Here is an 18,731-nt window from a genome sequence, read left to right as displayed (position 1 = left end):
GGTGCATCTCATAGACCGATTCAACGCGAATTCAAATGGCGCGGCCGCTCAGGGTTTCGCGATACGCCGCCATAGCGCGGCAATGCCTTCTTGCAATGCCCGGTCGGCGCCGGCCGGCGGCAATGCCTTTTCCATCGCCGCCATGGTTGCCGGGCCGACAATGCCGTCGGCCGCCAGCCCCTGGCGGCGCTGGAACAGCCTGACCGCTGCACCGGTCCTTGGACCGAAATCGCCGTCGGCGGCCACCGCGTGGCCGAGCGCGCGAAGCAGGTTTTGCAGGTGCCGCACCGCCATGCCGCGGTCCCCCCTGCGCAGGAGGCCGAGCGGCGCACCGGCTTCCGCCAGCCGGCGGGCGTGGCGGCGATAGGCGAGGGAGAGTTTTACGTGGTAGCTGTTCCTGGCGAAGGCCGGGCCGTTATAGCCGCGGGCGAAGGCCGCCCAGTCGCGGCGGCCGAGCGGCTCCAACAGGCCGGCCTTGCCGATATAGCGCAGCATGAGGTCGAGTTCGCCTTCCAGCCCGCTGCGCGCCCTGTCCACCAGCGCATCCACGTTCTCAAAGCCGAGCCAGGCCCAGTGGGCGCCCATCACCTGCCCCATGCCCCAGGAGGTGGATTCGTAGGCGGCGCGGCGGTCTATCTCGACCGCGCGCTCGAGCATCCGCCAGCGCGCGGCCTGCCCCGGCGGGTTGTGCACCGCGCCGGCAGAGGGGGCTGCAAGGCCCTCGCGGCGGGCCAACTCCCGGTCCGGCGGGGAAAGGCGGCGGTCGAAATAATGGCCTTCGAAGCGGATCAGCGGCTCGCGCCTGCCGTTGACGACCGCATGCGTCCTGCCGCCGGTCTCCACCTCGACCACGGCGAGGATGAGGGCGGGTTCCAGGCCGGCGCGGCTGGCGGTGTCGATGATGCGTTCTATCGTGTCGGCGGAAAGCATGAAGGGGACCTCCGTTTCTTGTCTCGGCCCCATTTTCCGCCGGTGCGCGCCGGCGGGGATAAATGCGTGCGTTTTTTGCGCCGGAAATTTGCGGTGTGTCGCCTAACCATTTGTTTTTGCGTGCAAAGATGAGCGATATAGTGATCCGCCTTCGCTTGATTTATCCCCGCCGCCGACCGTAGGGATGTGCGCCATCGTTGCCACGCTCCGCCTTCGCGTCTGGCCATTGAGGAAGTGGGAAGCGGGGCGCGTCTTCGGCACCGCACGAGGCGCTTTGGGGGCGCCTCAAATAAGGCGTCCAACGCGCCCCACCGGAGGCTGTCCCGACGGTCGGCCGGTCACTCGGGCCTTTCTCCTTCCCGGCTGCACCCAATTAGGGGGTGGTCTTAGCCGGGCCGAACAAAGGCCCTAGCGGCTTCTCCGCGGTCGCCTTACGCCTGCAGGTACCGTTCCTGCAGGGCGAGGTCTCCGCCGCCCTCCCCGTGTCCCCGGTCCGGACCAAGGTTCCCGTGAGGGCGATGCGGAGGATTGTAAGGGTGGGCTGGGCAGGGGGGCGTATTTTCCTGCGAAAAAAGTTGGAGAAATTTTTCGGAAGAGAGTGAAAACAATGAGTTGGCAGGAAAGACAGCATCTTTGTCGCCACATTTTATCCCCGCGCCCGCGTCGTCCCGGAAGTCGGAGCGAAGCGGAGACTGTCGGGACCCATTCCGGAACGTCGATGTCACGGAATGGGTCCCGGACAAGCCTTCGGCTTTCCGGGATGACGCACGCGGGTGGGCGTCTTGAAATGCCGGAAATGGCGGCGCCCTTCGACAAGCTCAGGACAGAGGGGGGCGCGAGGGGGCGCGTATCCGAGGTCACGCCTGGGGGCGAAATTTGGGGTTATTGGTTGAAGGTGCGTGTCCGGAGAGGAGGTGCGGCCTTTCTTGCCAAATGGCGGTGCGCGAGGCATAAGCTTGGGGGCGCCGAGAGGGTGCGGGCGGCGGTGATTGGCTGCCTGTGTGTCAAGGGCATGGCGGCATCCGGGGCGCGGATGCCGGGCCTGTCCACCATCACGTCCTGCTCATGGGCGCGGAGAGCGCCGCCGACCCTGGAGGATGTGTTTGATCAAGGTTGTTGCCGCCGTTCTCGTGGCACTTGCCGGCTTTCTTCCGCCCGCGGCGGGGGCTTCCGAGCGCCTTACCATCTTTGCCGCCGCCAGCATGAAGGACGCGATGGATCGCGTGGTGCCTGCCTTTACGGCGGAAAGCGGGATCGAGGCCGTCGTTTCCCTTGCCGCGAGCTCCGTGCTGGCGCGCCAGATCGAGGCGGGGGCGCCGGCCGATGTCTATGTCTCGGCCGATATCGCGTGGATGGACTGGCTCACTGAGCGCGGGCTTGTCCGGGAGGCGAGCGTCGAGACGGTGGCGGGGAACGCGCTTGCCATCGTCTCGTCCGAGGCGGCGGCGGACAGCCGGCCGGACGCGCTTCTTGCCCGCGGGCGCATTGCCATGGGCGACCCGAGCCACGTGCCGGCGGGGCGCTACGCACGGGCTGCCCTGTCGCATCTCGGCCTGTGGGAAACGGTGCGGGAGAGGGCCGTCTATGCCGAGAACGTGCGCGTGGCGCTGGAGCTTGCGCGGCGTGGCGAGGCGGCGGCGGCGATCGTCTACGCGTCGGACGCGGAGGCGGCGGGGCTTCCCCCCCTCTACACCTTCCCGCCGGAGAGCCATCCGCCCATCCTCTATCCCGCCGCCGCAACGGTGAAGGCGAAGCCGCAGGCGGAAGCCTTTCTCGATTTCCTGGCGGGCGACAAGGGGCAGGCGATTTTCCGCGCGTTGGGCTTTGCTCGGCCCGATGCGATGACGGCGGGCGGGCGATGACGGAGACCGAAACGGCGATCATCCTGTTATCCGCCAAGGTGGCGATCGCGGCCACCTTGTGCGCGCTTCCGCCGGCTTTTGCCGTGGCGTGGCTGCTGGCGCGCCGGCGCTTTGCCGGGAAGGGGCTTTTGCAGGCGATCGTCACCCTGCCGCTGGTGCTGCCGCCGGTCGCCACCGGCTATGGGCTGCTCCTTCTCTTCGGCACGCAAGGCCCACTCGGCCGGATCATGGAGGCCGTGTTCGGCCTCACCTTCGCCTTCCGCTGGACAGGGGCCGCGCTTGCCGCCGGCGTCATGGCCTTTCCGCTGCTGGTGCGGCCCATTCGCCTGTCGCTGGAGGCGGTCGACCGGGGGCTCGAGGAGGCGGCGGCGACGCTCGGTGCGCCGCGCGTCATCGTTTTCCTGACGGTGACGCTGCCGCTGGCATTGCCGGGGCTACTGGCCGGCGCCGTCCTGGCATTTGCCAAGGCGCTGGGCGAGTTTGGCGCCACCATCACCTTCGTCTCCAACATCCCCGGTGAGACGCAGACGCTCTCGCTGGCGATCTACGCCCTCTTACAGAGCCCCACCGGCGACGCCGCGGCGCTGCGCCTCATCGTCGTCTCCATCCTGTTGGCGCTCGGCGCGGTGCTTTTGTCGGAGTGGGCGGGGCGGCTTATCCAGAGGGGCGGAGATGGGCAAAGGGGCGGCGATGGGCGGGCTTGAGGTCGACATTGCCGGCAAAGCCGGCAGCTTCGCGGTCTCGGCGCGTTTTACCGCCGAGCCGGGCGTGACCGCGCTTTTCGGCCGCTCGGGGGCGGGCAAGAGCACGATCCTCAAGATGATCGCCGGCACGGCGAGGCCGGATGAAGGGCGCATCGTGGCGGACGGCCGCGTGCTCTTTGATGCGGCGGCCGGCATCGACCTGCCGGCGCGCGCGCGGGGTATCGGCTTCGTCTTTCAGGAGGACAGGCTATTTCCCCATCTTTCCGTGCGGCGGAACCTCACCTATGCGCGCTGGGCCGGCCGGCGGGCGGCGGGAAGGCCCTTGCCAGAGGTGGTGGCGCTTCTGGGCCTCGAAGACCATCTCGACCGCCTGCCCGGCACCCTTTCGGGCGGCGAGCGGCAGCGCGTGGCCATCGGCCGGGCGCTTCTTGCCGATCCGCGGATCCTCCTGATGGACGAGCCGCTCTCCTCGCTCGACCGGCAGAGGCGGGCGGAGATACTGCCCTATCTGGAGGCGGTCGCGGGTGAGACGCGCATTCCCGTCATCTATGTCAGTCACGAGACGGACGAGGTGGCGCGGCTTGCCGACAGGGTGGTGGCCGTGGAGGCGGGGCGCGTGCGCGCCGTCGGCTCGCCTGCCGAGATCCTCGGCGGGGAAGAGGGCGGGGAGACCGTCGCGCTTTTGGAGGGGCGGGTGACGGGCATCGACCCGCACTACGAGACGGCGACCGTGGATATCGGCGGCGCCAGGGTGGAATTGCCGGCGCCCGGCCTGACGGCGGGCGCCCGCGTGCGGCTGAGGGTGCGGGCTTCGGATGTCGCAATCGCTACAAGGCCGCATGACGGGCTTTCCATCCGCAACCAGCTTTCGTGCACGGTCGAGCGCGTGTCGGTGACGGGCTCGGCCGCAGATGTCCTTCTGGCGCTTGGCGAACAGAGGCTCGTTTCGCGCATCACCGGCAAGTCCGCCGACACGCTCGGCCTTGCCGTCGGGCAGGAGGTGGTGGCGCTGGTCAAGGCGGTCTCGGTGGAGCGGGCACGACTGATGCGGCCGGACGAGACGGGGGAGTAGTGCCGCCGGGCTGGCTGGCGAGCCGTCGAGCGAGGGAGAGGTGGCCGCGAAGCGGTCGGAGTGGGGGTCGACGCAACCTCTCAACCCGAATTCATTGCCAGCGCTTGTGAAAGGCGTCTTGCTTATCTATGCATTCTCCAGCCCATGGGGTATTCCTTGGCCGCGAGCTCAGGAACAAAGACGAAAAGACGATTGAGGAGGAGTAGAGCCATGAAAATGCTTATAGGAGCGCTATCCGCCGTTGCGCTGACGACGCTGGCTTCCAACGCCTATGCCCAGTGCGACGACGGCGAGATGGTCATCAAGTTCAGCCACGTGGTTGCCGCGAAGGGGCATCCGAAGGGCGATGCCGCGCAGATGCTTGCAGAGCGGGTGAACGAGGAGATGAACGGCACGGCCTGCATGGAGGTCTACCCGAACTCGACGCTCTACGACGACGACAAGGTGATGGAAGCGCTGGTTCTGGGCGACGTGCAGCTGGCTGCTCCCTCGCTGTCGAAGTTCGAGGCCTACACACTCAAGTACCGGCTGTTCGACCTGCCGTTCCTGTTTCCCACCCTCGAGGCGGTGAACGCCTTCAACGGTTCCGACCAAGGCAAGGGACTGCTCAAGGTGACCGAGGACGAGGGCTACACGGGCCTCGGCTACTGGATGTCGGGCCTGAAGCAGTTTTCGGCCAACAAGCCGCTTGTCGAGCCGAGCGACGCCAGTGGCCTGAAATTCCGCGTGCAGACCTCCGATGTCGCCGTGGCGATGATCGAGGCGATGGGCGGGTCGGCGCAGAAACTGGCCTTCAACGAGGTCTACGGTGCGCTGCAGACCGGTGTCGTGGACGGCCAGGAAAACTCCTGGTGCAACATCTACACGCAGAAGTTCTTCGAGGTGCAGGACGGCATCACCGAGACCAACCACCAGCTTCTGGCCTACCTGCTGGTGACGTCGACGGAATGGCTCGAAGGCCTTGAGCCGGAGGTGCGCGACCAGTTCGTGTCGATCGTCGACGCGGTGACGGAGGAGGCCAATGCGGCCGTCGCCGACAAGGAAGCCACCTGCCGCCAGAACATCCTCGACGCGGGCGGGGAAATCCGCGAGCTCACCCCCGAGCAGCGCGAGGAATGGGTGTCGACGATGAAGCCCGTCTGGGAGCAGTTCGAGGGCGACATCGGCGCCGACCTCATCAACGCCGCCGCTTCGAACGGTTCCTGATCAAGCAACCGCGCACCCGCTCCGGCGGGTGCGCTTTATGCATCCGCGCAAAGAACGATAAGGCTTGAGCCTGGGGAACAGCGCGGCGATTTCCGCTCGGGAGGCTCCGATGACATTGCTATGGCCTTCGCTCGCGCTCGGCGTGCTGGTGGCTGTTCTGTTCCTTGCCGAAAGGCGTTATCCGGCCGGCGTCGGGCGCCTCGAGGAGAACGTCCTTTCCGTTCTTCTTGCCCTCATCACCTTCGTTTCCTTCACGCAGGTGGTCGCCCGCTACGGCTTCAACCGGGGCTGGGGCGGGGCGCTGGAGTTCACGCGCATCCTCTTTGCCTGGATGATCCTGTTCGGCATGAGCTACGGCGTGAAGCGCGGCATCCATCTAGGGGTCGATGCCTTCGTGCGGCTGATGCCGAAGCCGCTGTTCCGGGCTGCCGCCATCTTCGGCGCCGTCTGCACCTTCCTCTATGCCTTCATCCTGCTTTACGCGGGCTGGCTCGCCTGGCTGGGCGCCGACGTATCGACCAACTGGCGCCAGACGGGCGCTATCGGCTACTGGACCTTCATGTTCGACCGCGGCACCGGGCTCGACGACTTGCGCTATCCCCTTTGGATGCAGGAGACGTTCGGCCTGCAGGAGCGGATGCAGCGGTGGATCGCCTATCTCATGCTGCCGGTGGGGCTCGGGCTGCTCGCCTTCCGGGCGCTTGAGGGCGTCGTCGCCATCGCCACCGGCGAGCGCGATGTCATCATCGCCGGGCACGAGGCGGAGGACCTCGTCAGCGAAAACCGCGATGTGGTGGGGGACTGAGCGATGGAGCCGCTGATCCTCATCATCCTCGTCCTGACGCTGCTTTTTCTCGGCGTGCCGGTGGCGGTGTCGCTGGGGCTGTCGTCGCTGATCGTCATCGCCTTTTTCTCGAACGATTCCGTTTCGTCGGTGGCGCTGCAGCTTTTCACGGCCTCGCAGAACTATACGCTGCTTGCCATCCCCTTCTTCGTTCTCGCCTCCGCCTTCATGTCGACCGGCGGCGTGGCGCGGCGGATCATCCGTTTCGCCATCGCCTCGGTCGGCCATTTCCGGGGCGGGCTGGCGATGGCCTCGGTGCTTGCCTGCATGATGTTCGCGGCCCTTTCCGGCTCCTCGCCGGCGACGGTGGTCGCCATCGGCACCATCGCGATCGCCGGCATGCGGCAGGTGGGTTACACCAGGGATTTCTCGGCCGGCATCATCGCCAATGCCGGTACGCTCGGCATCCTCATCCCGCCGTCGATCGTCATGGTGGTCTATTCGGCGGCGACGGACGTCTCGGTGGGACGCATGTTCCTTGCCGGCGTGGTGCCGGGCCTGGTAGCCGGGCTCATGCTGATGATCGCCATCTATATCATGGCCCGGGTAAAGGACCTGCCGGCGGAGAAGTGGAAGGGCATCCACGAGATCGTCGAAGGCGGCAAGCAGGCGGGGTGGGGCCTGTTCCTGATCATCATCATCCTCGGCGGCATCTATGGCGGTGTCTTCACACCGACCGAAGCGGCGGCCGTCGCCGCCGTCTACGCCTTTGCGGTGGCGCTTTTCGTCTACCGCGACATGGGGCCGATGAAAGGTATCCCGTGGGTGACGGGCGACGATCCCAAGCGTGCGCGCACCGGCTTCTCGGCGACCGTCTATGCCGTCGCCTTCTTCTTCGTATGGATGATCCTCACCTTCTTCCTGACGGCCGATTGGGAATGGGTCAGCCTGCGCGGGCGCACATTGGTGGGGCTGGCGCTTTCGCTCTGCGTCATGGCGGCCTATGCGGTGTGGCGCGACGAGGAGACGGACCCGCGCAACATCCCTGCCTTCATCGGCGCGAGCCTGCCCGCCTGGCGGCGCAACCTTGCGCTGATGGGCCGCAACTTCTTCAGGGCGTTCTTCAACGACGACACGCACAAGGTGATGGTGGACGCCTCGCGCACCACGGTGATGCTGATGTTCATCATCGTCAACGCGCTGCTCTTCGCCCATGTGCTGACGTCCGAACGCATCCCGCAGGCGATCACCGGGCTGATGGTGGATGCCGGCTTCACCTGGTTCACCTTCCTCATCGCCATCAACCTGCTTCTGCTGCTGGGCGGGCAGTTCATGGAGCCCTCGGGCCTGCTCCTGATCGTCGCACCCGTGGTCTTTCCCATCGCCATGGAACTGGGCGTCGACCCGGTGCATCTGGGCATCATCATGGTGGTGAACATGGAGATCGGCATGATCACGCCGCCGATCGGGCTCAATCTGTTCGTCACGTCCGGCATTACCGGAATGAGCCTGATCCAGGTGGTGCGGGCCGCACTTCCCTTCGTGGCGGTGCTGTTCCTGTTCCTGATCCTGGTCACCTACATGCCGGTGCTTTCCACCTGGCTGCCCTATAGTCTGATGGGGCCGGAGATCATGTCGCGGTGAGGGGTGGTGCGGTTAAGATTTCGTTAACCATTTCTTAACGTTCGGGGCGCAGGCTGATGTCTTCGGATCGGCTTTCCTCCTCCCAAGCACGGTTCGAACAGGGGCGGCGCTCCTGGTGCCGCCCCTTCCGTTTGGGTGGTTCCGGAGCACTCTGATACTGATAGCCGGTTCGGCTGAACGGAAACACCGCCCCCTTCGCGCCCCCTCTCTGTCCTGCCCTACTGCCCCGCCAGGAAGTCGCGGATGCGTTCGATGGCGCGGAGGATGTTTTCTTCCGAGTTGGCGTAGGAAAGCCTGATGTAGCCCTCGCCGAGGATGCCGAAATCCGGACCGCCGATGAGGGCGACGCCGGCTTCCTCCAGAAGGGACGAGGCCAGCGCCTTGGCCTTCCAGCCCGTCCCGCCGATGTTGGGGAAGGCGTAGAAGGCGCCTTTCGGCGTCTGGCAGGTGATGCCGGGAAGGCCGTTCAGCCCTTCGACGACGATCCGCCGCCGCGCGTCGAAGGCGCGCATCATCTTTTCCACGTCGTCCTGCGGACCTTCGATGGCGGCGATGCCGGCGTATTGCGCCGGCGCGTTGACGCAGGACCAGCAATTGACGGCGAGCTTGCGCACCTTGTCGTAGAGGTCGTTCGGCCAGATGGACCAGCCGAGGCGCCAGCCGGTCATGGCCCAGGTCTTCGACCAGCCGTTGAGGACGATGAGGCGGTCGCGGATTTGCGGGAAGGTGAGGAGCGAGGTGGCCTCCTCACCGTCGTAGGTCATGACGTCGTAGATCTCGTCGGAGAGGATGGCGACGTGCGGATGCGCCTCAAGCCCCTTCACCAGCTTTGCGATCTCTTCGCGCGGGGTCACGCCGCCGGTGGGGTTGGCGGGCGAATTGAGGATCAGGAGGCGGGTCTTCGGGGTGATGAGCGACAGCGTCTCCTCGGCGGAGAAGGCGAAGCCGTTCTCCTCGCGGATGGGAACCGGCACGGGCGTGGCGCCGGTGAACTCGATCATCGAGCGGTAGATGGGGAAGCCCGGATCGGGATAGAGGATTTCCGCGCCCGGCTCGCCGAACATGACAATGGCGGCGTACATGGTGGGTTTGCCGCCGGGCAGGATCATCACATTGTCGGGCGAGACCTCTACGCCGGTGGTCATGAGCGTGCGGCGGACCACCGCCTCGCGGGCGGGGAGGATGCCGGTGGCCGGCGTATAGCCGTGGTGGCCGTCGCGCAGTGCCTTCACCGCCGCCTCGACAATGTGCTCCGGCGTGCGGAAATCGGGCTGGCCGATGCCGAGATTGATGATATCGCGCCCCTGGTGGGCGAGTTCCGTCGCCCGCGCGAGAACGGCGAAGGCGTTTTCCTCGCCGATGCGGTCGAAGGCGGGCACTGTTTGGAGCATTTCAGGACGTCCATCTGGTTCTGTTATGGTGCGGGGCTTTTGTGAAGCTTCGCGCGGGAAACGTCAATTGAAGGAGAGGGCGGTGGTGAAGGAGACGGCGGTGGGCGACCTGAAACACTGGACCGCGAGGCCCGCGCCCGCCCGCGCGCCGCTTGCGGGGCGTTATGTGCGGCTGGAGCCGCTGGAGCCGGCGCGCCACGGCGACGGGCTCTTTACCGCTTCGAGCGTGGCCGACGCCGAAGAGCGCTTCCGCTGGCTGGGCGATTATGCACCGGAGAGCCGCGAAACCTTCCAGCCTTGGCTGGACAGGGCGGCGGCGAGCCGCGATCCGCTTTTCTTCGTTCTCATCGATGCCGCGACCGGCCAGATCGGCGGGCGGCAGACCTTCATGCGCATCGACGCCGCCAACGGCGTGGCGGAGATCGGCAATATCTATTGGGGCCCGGCGATCGCCCGGACGCGCCTGGCGACGGAGGCGTTTTATCTCTTTGCCCGCCACATCTTCGACGATCTTGGCTACCGCCGGTTCGAGTGGAAGTGCAACGACCGCAACGAGCCCTCCAAGCGCGCCGCGCTGCGCTTCGGCTTCCGCTTCGAGGGAATTTTCCGCCAGCATATGGTGGTCAAGGGCGAAAACCGCGACACGGCGTGGTATGCCATGCTCGACCATGAATGGCCGACGATAAGGGCGGCGCTGGAAGCCTGGCTGGCGCCGGACAATTTCGACGGCGACGGGCGCCAGGCAAGGCGGCTCGAGACGATCAGGGAGACGATGGGTGCGGGGACGGTTTGAGGGAAGACGGGCGGTGAAGCCTGAAGCGGGCGGCGCGCCGTCATGAAGGAGAACCGTGAAGCCATCATCGCCGCGGCCGTGATCCTTGTCGGTTTCGGCCTTGCCGCGTTCTTTCTGCCGCGTGTGATGATTGCCGTCGGTGATGTTTCGACGGTGGCCGCCGTGGTGGTGGCGGTCCTTTTCGTGGCGGGATTCTTCCTGATTTTCTGGCTGCGGGCGCGTAGCCAGAGGCGGAAGGGGAAGTGAGGGGCGCGAAGGCGCGCTCAACTGACCAGAGAGCTTCGCATCAAGCTGAATGCTGCTATGCTGCCAAGCTCGCCGCCAGCAGTGTCAGCCCCAGCACCAGCACCAGGGCGGCGCCGGCGATCTCGATGCCTGTGTGGATGCGGGCGCTCCAGGTGCCGCCTCCGGCGATGGCAACGGCCCAGTTCTTGGCCGTCACGGCGAGCGTTGCCAGGATGGAGACGGTGATGGCCGTGCCCAGCGCCATGGCGAAGACGGAGACGATGCCGCCCAGCCAGAGCGCGTTGAGGAAGGAGAAGGTGAGGACGATCAAGGCGCCGGAGCAGGGCCGCAGGCCCACTGCCGCGACCGCCGACCAGCCTGTCTTCCAATCGAGGCGGTCTCCGGCAAGACGTGTGGGATCGGGGGCATGGGCGTGGCCGCAGGAGGGGCAGACCTCGCCCGGCGCGTGATGGTGGCCGTGGTCATCGTGATGGTGGTGGTGATGCCCGTCCTCGTGCGCGTGGTGGTGGTGATGGTCGCCTCCCGTATGGGCGGCCGACAGGCTGTGCATGGGCTGCGAGAGCTCCTCACGCGCGGTGATCTGGCGCAATTTGCGCCACAGGAGCCAGGCGCCGAAGGCGGCGATGAAGGCGAAGCTGGCGCTTTCGAGGAACCATGTCGCATCGGTCATGGAGACGGCGGTGCCGCGCAGCGCCAGAAAGACCGCCGCCATCAAGACGATCGCCGTGACCGCCTGCAGCATGGCGGCGGCGAAGGAGAGCACGACACCGCGCCTCAGCGCCACCTCGTTGGCGACCATGTATGAGGAGATGACCGCCTTGCCATGGCCGGGGCCGGCGGCGTGGAAGACGCCGTAGGCGAAGGAGAGGCCGACGAGCATCCAGACCTGCGAGCCGTCCTCGCGCATCGCCTTCAATGCGCCGGTCAGCGCCCGGTAGAAGGCCTGCTGCTGGACGTTGACCCATTGCAGGAGGCCGGCCAGGGGGCCGCTCGGGGCCATCGACGGCTCGGCCGTGCCGATGCCAAGTGAGCTCTGGGCGTGGGCGGCGGGGAGGAGGAATGCCAAGGCCGTGGCCGCGAGCGCAAGGACGATCACGGCGTTGGCGGCTTTCGCAAAACGCATGGAGTTAGAAGCTGGCACGACGGGCGCCGTCGTCTTCATTTGACTGCTCCCACCTGAACGGAACGGTCTATCCATTGGCGCTGCACTGGATTTCGAGCTTGGTTGCGAAGATCTTGCTGAGGTCGTTGCCGCCGGGTTCGTTGAAGAAGGCGTCCGTCAGCGTTTGCTGGTTCTGGGCGATGGCCTCGTCCGGGTCGGGGCGGATCACCTCGCGGCTACAGCCTTGCGGCAGGTTCTCCACCGCCATGTAGCTGTCCTCGGTGAAGTCTATGGCGGTGTAGAAGGTGGGGTCGTAGACGCCGAAATCCAACTTGCCCTGAAGCTCCAGAGGCTCCTTCGGCCGCGATTCGAAGAGGATGATGAGCTGATTGTCGGTGAAGTCGGCGATGAGCTTTTCCGGCGGCTCCATGGCCACGTCGCGGCCGTCGTCGGTGACGATCTGGAAATAATCGAACTCGGCGAGCGATTCGTGGACGACGTTCGCGACCTCCTGCAGCTCATCGGCGTCGAGCTCGAGGTCCTGGTTCTGGTCGAACTCGACGAGCACGGTGCTGGAGAAGAGATCGTCGAAGCGCCAGACGTGGCGCAGCGCCTCGACCTTGCTGTCCTTGGAGATGGCGACGTCCAACCGGGCCTCGGCGAAGACGTGAGGGTGCGCGGGTGCCGGAGCGCTCGTGGCGGACAGAACGGCGACCGTCCCCATCGCCGTTGCCGTTCTCTTCCAAGAGTGCATGCGCTGTTGTCCCCGTCGGTATCGTGAGAGAGGTGCCTTATCTACCACGAAGCCGGCGAAAATGGGACATCACAAACGATCTTCAGCGCTGCAATTCTCCTTCAGCCACTGGGCCAGGAAATCGACCAGGGCGCGCACCTTCGCCGGCAGGTAGCGGCGGTGGGGATAGACGGCGAAGATGCCGGCGCCGTCGGTGATGTGCTCCTCAAGGACGGTGACGAGCCGGCCGGCGGCGACCTCCGGTGCGGCGATGAAATCCGGCTGGAAGGCGAAGCCGAGCCCGGCGACCGCCGCCGCGCGCACGGTCAGCGGGCTGTTGACCTCGATGCGCGGCGACACGGGAACGGTGAACATCGTGCCGTCGGCTTCGCGGAACGGCCAATTGTGACGGTGGCGGCTGTTGGTGTCGACGATGCAGGGCAAATTTGCCAGGTCGCGCGGATGCATTGGCCGGCCCACCTTCTCGATGAGCGCCGGCGATGCGCAGAGGGGGACGCTGAAGGGCGCCAGGCGCCGGGCGATCAGCGAGGAATCGTCGAGCTTGGTGATGCGGATGGCGAGGTCGAAACCTTCCTCCACCAGGTCGACGAAGCGGTCGTCGAGCTGGATGTCGAGTACGATATCGGGATGGGAGGCGGCGAACTCGATCAGCGAGCGGCCGATCGGCGCGTCGGCAAAGGTGCGCGAGGCCGACAGCTTGATACGGCCCTTGATGTCGCCGGAGGTCTCGCGGACGGCCTCCGAGAGGTTGTCGATCTCGCGAACGATCTCGAGAGCCCGCTGGTAATAGGTGTGGCCGGTCTCCGTCAGCGAGAACTGCCGCGTGGTGCGGTTCAGGAGCAGGGCGCCCAGTTCATCCTCCAGCTCGCGGACATATTTCGACAGAAGCGCCTTGGAGCGGCCGACCTTGCGGGCGGCGGCGGAGAAGCCTTCCGCCTCGACCACGTCGATGAAGGCGCGCATGCGGGTGAGCGTGTCCATGGGGGTTACCCGCCTATGAAAGGATGCTTGCAGTGAGACGGATCAACTGGCGGTCGCTGCCGGGGGGGCCGAGGAGGGATATGCCGAAGGGCGCGCCGTGCACCTTGCCGAGGGGAATAGTGATCTGCGGCCAGGCGAGCAGGCCGGCGACCGAGGTCAGCGTCAGCGCCTTGGCGCGGTAGGTCTCCAGCTCGGCCTGGGTGGCGATCTTCAGGGGCGGGGCGGAAGGCTGCGTCGGCATGACCACCACCATGTCCGCGTCCATGAGGGCGGCGAAATCGGCCTGGAAATCGCGCTGGCGCCGGCGCGCCGCCTCCACCGTCGCCGTGCTTATGGAGCGGGCGTAGGCGAAGCGCTCCTTCACGCCGGGGCCGAGGTTACGATCCTTCTTCTTGAGGAAGGGCCCGTGCACCTGCCAGGCTTCGTATGCCTGGATTTCCTTGAAGCGCTCGAAGAGCTCGTCCGGCTCGCCGGGCAGGGCCATGAAGCTCGGTTCGCGCCCGAAACGGTCGAGGACATGGCCGAGCATGGTGCCGTAGGCCGTGCGTTCCTCCTCTCCGAATAAAAGTGCCTCCAACTCGGCGATGCGCACCGGGCGGCGCAGCGTCTGGCGGTGCGTATCCTCGCCCAGAAGCACCTCGCCCACTGCCGTATAGGCGGCGGCGTCGCGGGCGAACCAGCCGAAGGTGTCGAAGGAAGGGGCGAGCGGCATGGCGCCTTGCATCGAAATGCGGCCATGGGTGGTGCGCAGGCCGATGAGGCCGCAGAAAGAGGCGGGGGCGCGGATGGAGCCGTTCGTGTCGGAGCCTATGGCGATGTCGGCAAGCCCGCCGGCCACCGCCGCTGCCGAGCCGGAGGAAGAGCCGCCGGTGACCCTTTCGCGCGCCCGCGGGTTCACCGGCGGGGGGAAATGGGCGTTCATGCCGATCATGGAGTAGGTGAGCTCGTCCGTCTGCGTCTTGCCGGCGAAGCGGGCGCCGGCGTCGAGCAGCGCCTGGATAGGGGGGGCGGTGGCCTCGGCATTGCCGCTTTCGGCCTCCTTCTGCGGGTTGCCGCCGCCGGTCGGATAGCCGGCCACGTCGTAGATATCCTTGACGGCGAGGGTGAGGCCCATGAGGGGGCCATCCGGGGCCGAGGGCACGGGGGCCTCGGGATAGTTCAGAAACGCGTTCAGGGGGTCCCGTGTCGCCGTCATTTTCGCTCCTCGTGGCACTTCGGGCCGACAATCGGCGCTCGGTGGATTTTTTTCAACCTCATGCGGATTTTTCATTGATTGTGACAGACAGGACGACTATATCGCGCCTGCCCAAAGTCGCACGTGCCTGTGGGTGTCCGCCGACCCTCGGAAATGGCGAGGAACTCGGTAAGGTACCTGGAACTAACCCCTCCAGTCGGTTTCGCGGCCAACCACGAAATCGAGGACATCTTGAAGCAACGACGGTGCGGGCCTTTCTGGTGTCTGCCGGTTGTCCAAAAACCGGGGTTACTGAAGAGGCACACCTTCATTGCCGGCAGTGCGGATGGGGTCTCCCATACCAAAGCTGAGGCAGACAAAGCGAGCATTCGCCGCGAGGCGGGAGCTCATCGTCATGCGTTAAACGCATCCGTGGTTTCCGGTGATTTCCACCCTCCGGCCCATCGATCCGTTCATCGCATCCTTTGTCCACCGCGGGCAGACCAAGCCCGCTGAGCTTGAGCTTTGATCGAAGCGGCTCCGGCCGCCGAAGGAGAGACCCCGATGGCCACCCAGCGCATCCTCGACTTTCTCGCCACGCGACGCCCCGACGGCCCCTGCCTCGTCGTCGACCTCGACGTCGTGCACGACAACTACCGCGCCTTCGAGAAGGCCCTGCCGGATTCGAAGATCTTCTACGCCGTGAAGGCCAATCCCGCGCCGGAGATCCTCAAGCTCCTGGCGAACCTCGGCTCGTCCTTCGACACGGCTTCCGTGGCGGAGATCGAGATGGCGCTGAATGCGGGGGCGACGCCCGACCGCATCTCCTTCGGCAACACCATCAAGAAGGAGCGGGACGTTGCGCGCGCTTTTGAGCTCGGCGTGCGTCTTTACGCCGTCGACAGCGTGGAAGAGGTGGAGAAGATCGCCCGCGCGGCGCCCGGCGCCCGCGTCTTCTGCCGCGTGCTCACCGACGGGGCGGGCGCGGAGTGGCCGCTGTCGCGCAAGTTCGGCTGCGTGCCGGCGATGGCGGTGGACGTGCTGCGCCAGGCGAAGGCGCTGGGCCTTGCCCCTTACGGCGTCTCCTTCCATGTCGGCTCGCAGCAGACGGACCTTTCCGCCTGGGACCGCGCGCTGGACGACGCCCGCTTCGTCTTCCAGACGCTGGCCGAGGAAGGCATCGTCCTGAAGATGGTCAACATGGGCGGCGGCTTTCCGACGCGCTACCTGCGCGACGTGCCGGCCGCGCAGGCCTACGGGCAGGCGATCTTCACCGCGCTCCGCAAGCATTTCGGCAACCGCCTGCCGGAGACCATCATCGAGCCCGGCCGCGGCATGGTGGGCAATGCCGGCGTCATCAAGTCCGAGGTGGTGCTGGTGTCGAAGAAGGCGGAAGACGACGACGTGCGCTGGGTCTATCTCGACATCGGCAAGTTCGGCGGGCTCGCCGAGACGATGGACGAGGCAATCCGCTATCCGCTGGTCACCCGGCATGACGGCGGCGCAACGGCGCCTTGCGTGCTGGCCGGCCCGACCTGCGATTCGGCCGATGTGCTCTACGAGAAGACGCCGTATCCGCTGCCGCTGTCGCTTACCATCGGCGACGAGGTGCTGATCGAGGGGACGGGCGCCTACACGACGACTTACGCCTCGGTGGCCTTCAACGGCTTCGAGCCGCTGCGTGCCTACGTGATCTGAGTACGCTTGAGGTTTGTGAAGGATCACCGACATGGAAGCGGTATTCTTAGAGAATGCCGGCGTTTGGCCGCTCTCCTTCCTTGAGGGGGAGATGGCCGCGCGGCGGCCAGAGGGGGACGTCGGCCACGGGCGGGAGGCTTTTGCCATCGCCCCCGAAACTCCCGCGGACGTTCCGGCGCGCGAGGCGCTGCTTGACCGGGCCATGGGCCCGAAGCGCAAGCGCAAATCGTCGGAGAAGCTGCGGCGCGGGCGCTTGCCGGCGGAGGGGTTGGCGTTTGTCGCGCGCGGTCCGGACGGTTCTCTCGTGGGAACCGTGCGGTTGTGGGACGTACGGCTCGGCGAGACGGATGCGCCTGCCTTGCTGCTCGGGCCGCTGGCGGTCGACCCGGCGATGAAGGGTGTGGGCATCGGTACGGCTTTGATGCGCCATGCGGTCGGCGAAGCGAAGCGGCGCGGCCACGGCGCTATCCTGCTGGTCGGCGACGCGCCGTACTATGCGCGTTTCGGCTTCTCGGCGGAAAAGACCGGCCGGCTTTCCATGCCCGGCCCGTATGAGCGGGAGCGCTTTCTGGCGTTGGAGCTTGTCGGCGGGGCGCTCGATAGGGCGCATGGAGTGCTGAAACCCGCTCGGCGGAATACCCGTTCGGAGGCGTTGGCGCGCGCGGCATGACGCGCGCGCCTCGATATCAGAGTCCCTGGGATATCAGAGTACCTGGCTGAGTTGCATGGCTACCGACATGTTGCCATCGACCCTGAGCTTGCCCTGCATGAAGGCCGCTGTCGGATCCAGATCGCCGGCGATCATGGCCTCCAGGTCTTCCTTGGTGAGCGTGATGATGCAGTCGGCACCAGCGTCGCTCAGGGAAACCGTCTTTCCGTCGATCACGATGGCGCCGTCGGTGCCGCAGTCGAACTTCACCGAATTGGCGAAGTCCGAACCGGCCATGCGCTCTTGCATCTTGGCGGCGATCTCATCCATTCCCATAGCTACTCCTCGTGGCGGCGCTTGGTCTAAAGCAGGGCCCGCTTGCCTGCGCCCGCCGCAAGGAAAGCCGATGCGGGAGACGCACAGGGAATAGCAATCGGATTACGTTTACGTCAATGCGGATCGGTCAACATCGGATTTCCGCCGCCGGCCGAGGTGCCGAGCAGGCGGTCCAGAAGCTCGGTCAGCCGCTCCAGATTCTCCCTGCCGCCGAGGCGGCCGATCATGCGGTTCTCGTGTTCGTGCCAAAGCGCCGTCATGCGGTCGACGTAGCGCTTGCCTTCCTCGGTGAGATACAGCGAGTGCGAGCGGCGGTCGGCGCGGCCCTTGCGCCGCTCCGCAAGGCCACGCGCCTCGATGCTGTCCATCAGGAAGACGAAGTTGGCCCTCTTGATGCCCAGTCCCTCGGCGATGGTGGTCTGCTTCTGTCCGGGATATTTGGCGATCATGGCAAGGACGGAAAATTCCGCCGGGCGCAGCTTCAGCTTCGCCAGGGTGGTGGCGAAATCGTGGAAGACCAGAAGCTGGGCGCGGCGCAGCTTGAAGTCGAGAAGCGAGGTGATGCAGGGCAGCTCGGCCTCTCCGCCGGGCGCCTCAAACGGCGCCTCCGAGAGGGAGCGGTTGCCTTCGCAAGGTTTGTCGGATTGGCCCGCGGGTAATGTCATGACACCTCCAAAATGCCGTGCCTGACGTCGAGCATTGGTTGCAGAGGAGGCTCCGGGAATGACCGCGAGCCAACGCATTGCACGAACCGCAACGGATATGCCGGCGCAAAAAGCACGCCCGATTGATCATCAAAATATAGCGAGCCGGATAAACAGCCCGCACCTCGAAAATATTATCGAAAACAATAACCGGCATAGGGCGAATAGGGGAAGCGCCCTGCTCTGAATACGACATTTACTATTTTATAACCGTCATTCCCCCGGGCCGATACGGCGACGGATGGCGTTGTCGCGTATCTCGGCCTTGGAAAGATAGTCGACCTGCTCGATCATGACCTCGTGGACCAGTGTCTCGCCCGCACGCTCGTTTATGCTGTCCCGTATGCCGGTCCGGAGCGCGTCCAGGTCGACGCCGTTGCGATCGGTGAAGTCGATTTGCGGGTTGGCGTAGAGATAGCTGTGCAATTCGTCGACCAGAAGCACGTCGGCGGGCAGTGACAATGTCTTCAACTTCTCCGGCTCGGCGGTGAAGACGAGGCGGGCTAGGAAATAGCCGTCCACCTGCCTGTCCTTGACGACGGGCACGGAGATCACCGGCGTACGCACGTAGTCGAGCCCACCGAAGAAGGGGGGCAGGGGGGTGGCGTTCCTCGCCGCCTGCGACGTCTGGAACGAGTAGAACACCGCGCCGAGGGTGGCGGCGCTGACCCAGACTGCGACCAGCAGGAACTTGAACATCG

General features: G+C 65.9%; 19 protein-coding genes. 10 read left to right on the top strand and 9 right to left on the bottom strand.

Going from position 1 to position 18,731, the window contains the following annotated elements; all coding sequences use genetic code 11:
• Window positions 1–48 precede the first annotated feature (48 nt).
• Window positions 49–930 carry an N-acetylmuramidase domain-containing protein gene (locus GPJ75_RS09295; RefSeq protein ID WP_163267364.1) on the bottom strand — a complete coding sequence of 294 codons (882 nt, stop codon included), beginning with the start codon at window positions 928–930 and terminating at the stop codon, window positions 49–51.
• A 1,103-nt stretch (window positions 931–2,033) separates the two neighbouring features.
• On the opposite strand from GPJ75_RS09295, the gene modA reads away from it, so the two are divergent.
• From modA to GPJ75_RS09265, 6 genes are all read left to right on the top strand, one after another.
• On the top strand, window positions 2,034–2,792 hold the full coding sequence (modA, locus tag GPJ75_RS09290; RefSeq protein WP_246248992.1) for a molybdate ABC transporter substrate-binding protein: 759 nt from the start codon (window positions 2,034–2,036) through the stop codon (window positions 2,790–2,792).
• Entirely contained in the window at window positions 2,789–3,496 is a 708-nt protein-coding gene (gene modB / locus GPJ75_RS09285) for a molybdate ABC transporter permease subunit (RefSeq protein ID WP_163267360.1), read from the top strand. Before modA ends, modB begins: the two co-directional genes overlap by 4 nt.
• Window positions 3,483–4,568 (top strand): molybdenum ABC transporter ATP-binding protein, encoded by a 1,086-nt coding sequence (gene modC, locus GPJ75_RS09280; RefSeq protein WP_163267761.1) that lies wholly within the window; start codon window positions 3,483–3,485, stop codon window positions 4,566–4,568. The genes modB and modC overlap by 14 nt, the downstream gene beginning before the upstream one ends.
• 210 nt (window positions 4,569–4,778) lie before the next feature.
• The gene (locus GPJ75_RS09275) at window positions 4,779–5,774 is read left to right on the top strand and encodes a DctP family TRAP transporter solute-binding subunit (RefSeq protein WP_163267358.1); all 996 of its coding nucleotides are present in this window, start codon (window positions 4,779–4,781) and stop codon (window positions 5,772–5,774) included.
• 109 nt (window positions 5,775–5,883) lie between these two features.
• Entirely contained in the window at window positions 5,884–6,579 is a 696-nt protein-coding gene (locus tag GPJ75_RS09270) for a TRAP transporter small permease (RefSeq protein WP_163267356.1), read from the top strand.
• Between the two features lie 3 nt (window positions 6,580–6,582).
• Window positions 6,583–8,202: a TRAP transporter large permease gene (locus GPJ75_RS09265; protein WP_163267354.1), complete on the top strand. Its 1,620-nt coding sequence runs from the start codon at window positions 6,583–6,585 to the stop codon at window positions 8,200–8,202.
• Window positions 8,203–8,420: 218 nt separating this feature from the next.
• On the opposite strand, the gene GPJ75_RS09260 is transcribed toward GPJ75_RS09265, so the two are convergent.
• Complete coding sequence (locus GPJ75_RS09260; protein ID WP_163267352.1) at window positions 8,421–9,593, bottom strand: pyridoxal phosphate-dependent aminotransferase; 1,173 nt, start codon at window positions 9,591–9,593, stop codon at window positions 8,421–8,423.
• Window positions 9,594–9,660: 67 nt separating this feature from the next.
• Here GPJ75_RS09260 and GPJ75_RS09255 point away from each other — a divergent pair, with 67 nt between their 5' ends.
• The gene (locus tag GPJ75_RS09255) at window positions 9,661–10,386 is read left to right on the top strand and encodes a GNAT family N-acetyltransferase (RefSeq protein WP_246248991.1); all 726 of its coding nucleotides are present in this window, start codon (window positions 9,661–9,663) and stop codon (window positions 10,384–10,386) included.
• A 42-nt stretch (window positions 10,387–10,428) separates the two neighbouring features.
• Entirely contained in the window at window positions 10,429–10,632 is a 204-nt protein-coding gene (locus GPJ75_RS09250; protein WP_163267348.1) for a hypothetical protein, read from the top strand.
• 55 nt (window positions 10,633–10,687) lie between these two features.
• Here GPJ75_RS09250 and GPJ75_RS09245 read toward each other — a convergent pair whose 3' ends face one another.
• The 4 genes from GPJ75_RS09245 to GPJ75_RS09230 form a co-directional block, all read right to left on the bottom strand.
• Window positions 10,688–11,755 carry a nickel/cobalt transporter gene (locus GPJ75_RS09245; RefSeq protein ID WP_163267759.1) on the bottom strand — a complete coding sequence of 356 codons (1,068 nt, stop codon included), beginning with the start codon at window positions 11,753–11,755 and terminating at the stop codon, window positions 10,688–10,690.
• 67 nt (window positions 11,756–11,822) lie between these two features.
• Window positions 11,823–12,488: a DUF1007 family protein gene (locus tag GPJ75_RS09240; RefSeq protein ID WP_163267346.1), complete on the bottom strand. Its 666-nt coding sequence runs from the start codon at window positions 12,486–12,488 to the stop codon at window positions 11,823–11,825.
• 69 nt (window positions 12,489–12,557) lie between these two features.
• Window positions 12,558–13,469 (bottom strand): LysR family transcriptional regulator, encoded by a 912-nt coding sequence (locus GPJ75_RS09235; protein WP_163267344.1) that lies wholly within the window; start codon window positions 13,467–13,469, stop codon window positions 12,558–12,560.
• A gap of 13 nt (window positions 13,470–13,482) precedes the next feature.
• A complete protein-coding gene (locus GPJ75_RS09230; protein ID WP_163267342.1) occupies window positions 13,483–14,664 on the bottom strand; it encodes an amidase in 1,182 nt (393 codons plus the stop codon).
• A 543-nt stretch (window positions 14,665–15,207) separates the two neighbouring features.
• Between GPJ75_RS09230 and odc2 the strand changes: the two genes are divergently transcribed.
• Both odc2 and GPJ75_RS09220 read left to right on the top strand, forming a co-directional pair.
• Complete coding sequence (gene odc2, locus GPJ75_RS09225; protein WP_163267340.1) at window positions 15,208–16,341, top strand: ornithine/lysine decarboxylase; 1,134 nt, start codon at window positions 15,208–15,210, stop codon at window positions 16,339–16,341.
• Window positions 16,342–16,432: 91 nt separating this feature from the next.
• A complete protein-coding gene (locus GPJ75_RS09220; RefSeq protein ID WP_163267757.1) occupies window positions 16,433–17,011 on the top strand; it encodes a GNAT family N-acetyltransferase in 579 nt (192 codons plus the stop codon).
• 33 nt (window positions 17,012–17,044) lie between these two features.
• Here GPJ75_RS09220 and GPJ75_RS09215 read toward each other — a convergent pair whose 3' ends face one another.
• The 3 genes from GPJ75_RS09215 to GPJ75_RS09205 form a co-directional block, all read right to left on the bottom strand.
• Window positions 17,045–17,326: an SCP2 sterol-binding domain-containing protein gene (locus GPJ75_RS09215; protein ID WP_163267338.1), complete on the bottom strand. Its 282-nt coding sequence runs from the start codon at window positions 17,324–17,326 to the stop codon at window positions 17,045–17,047.
• Window positions 17,327–17,439: 113 nt separating this feature from the next.
• Window positions 17,440–17,991, bottom strand: coding sequence for a MarR family winged helix-turn-helix transcriptional regulator (locus tag GPJ75_RS09210; RefSeq protein ID WP_163267336.1), 552 nt, complete (start codon window positions 17,989–17,991; stop codon window positions 17,440–17,442).
• Between the two features lie 252 nt (window positions 17,992–18,243).
• Window positions 18,244–18,729, bottom strand: a complete 486-nt coding sequence (locus GPJ75_RS09205; protein WP_163267334.1) for a hypothetical protein — start codon at window positions 18,727–18,729, stop codon at window positions 18,244–18,246.
• Window positions 18,730–18,731 lie beyond the last annotated feature (2 nt).

Origin of the sequence: Chelativorans alearensis, assembly GCF_010993735.1 — a bacterium.
GTDB classification, from domain to species: Bacteria; Pseudomonadota; Alphaproteobacteria; order Rhizobiales; family Rhizobiaceae; genus Chelativorans; species Chelativorans alearense.
The sequence above is the reverse complement of the archived record's forward strand: the minus strand, read 5'-3'. Positions and strand labels throughout refer to the sequence as shown.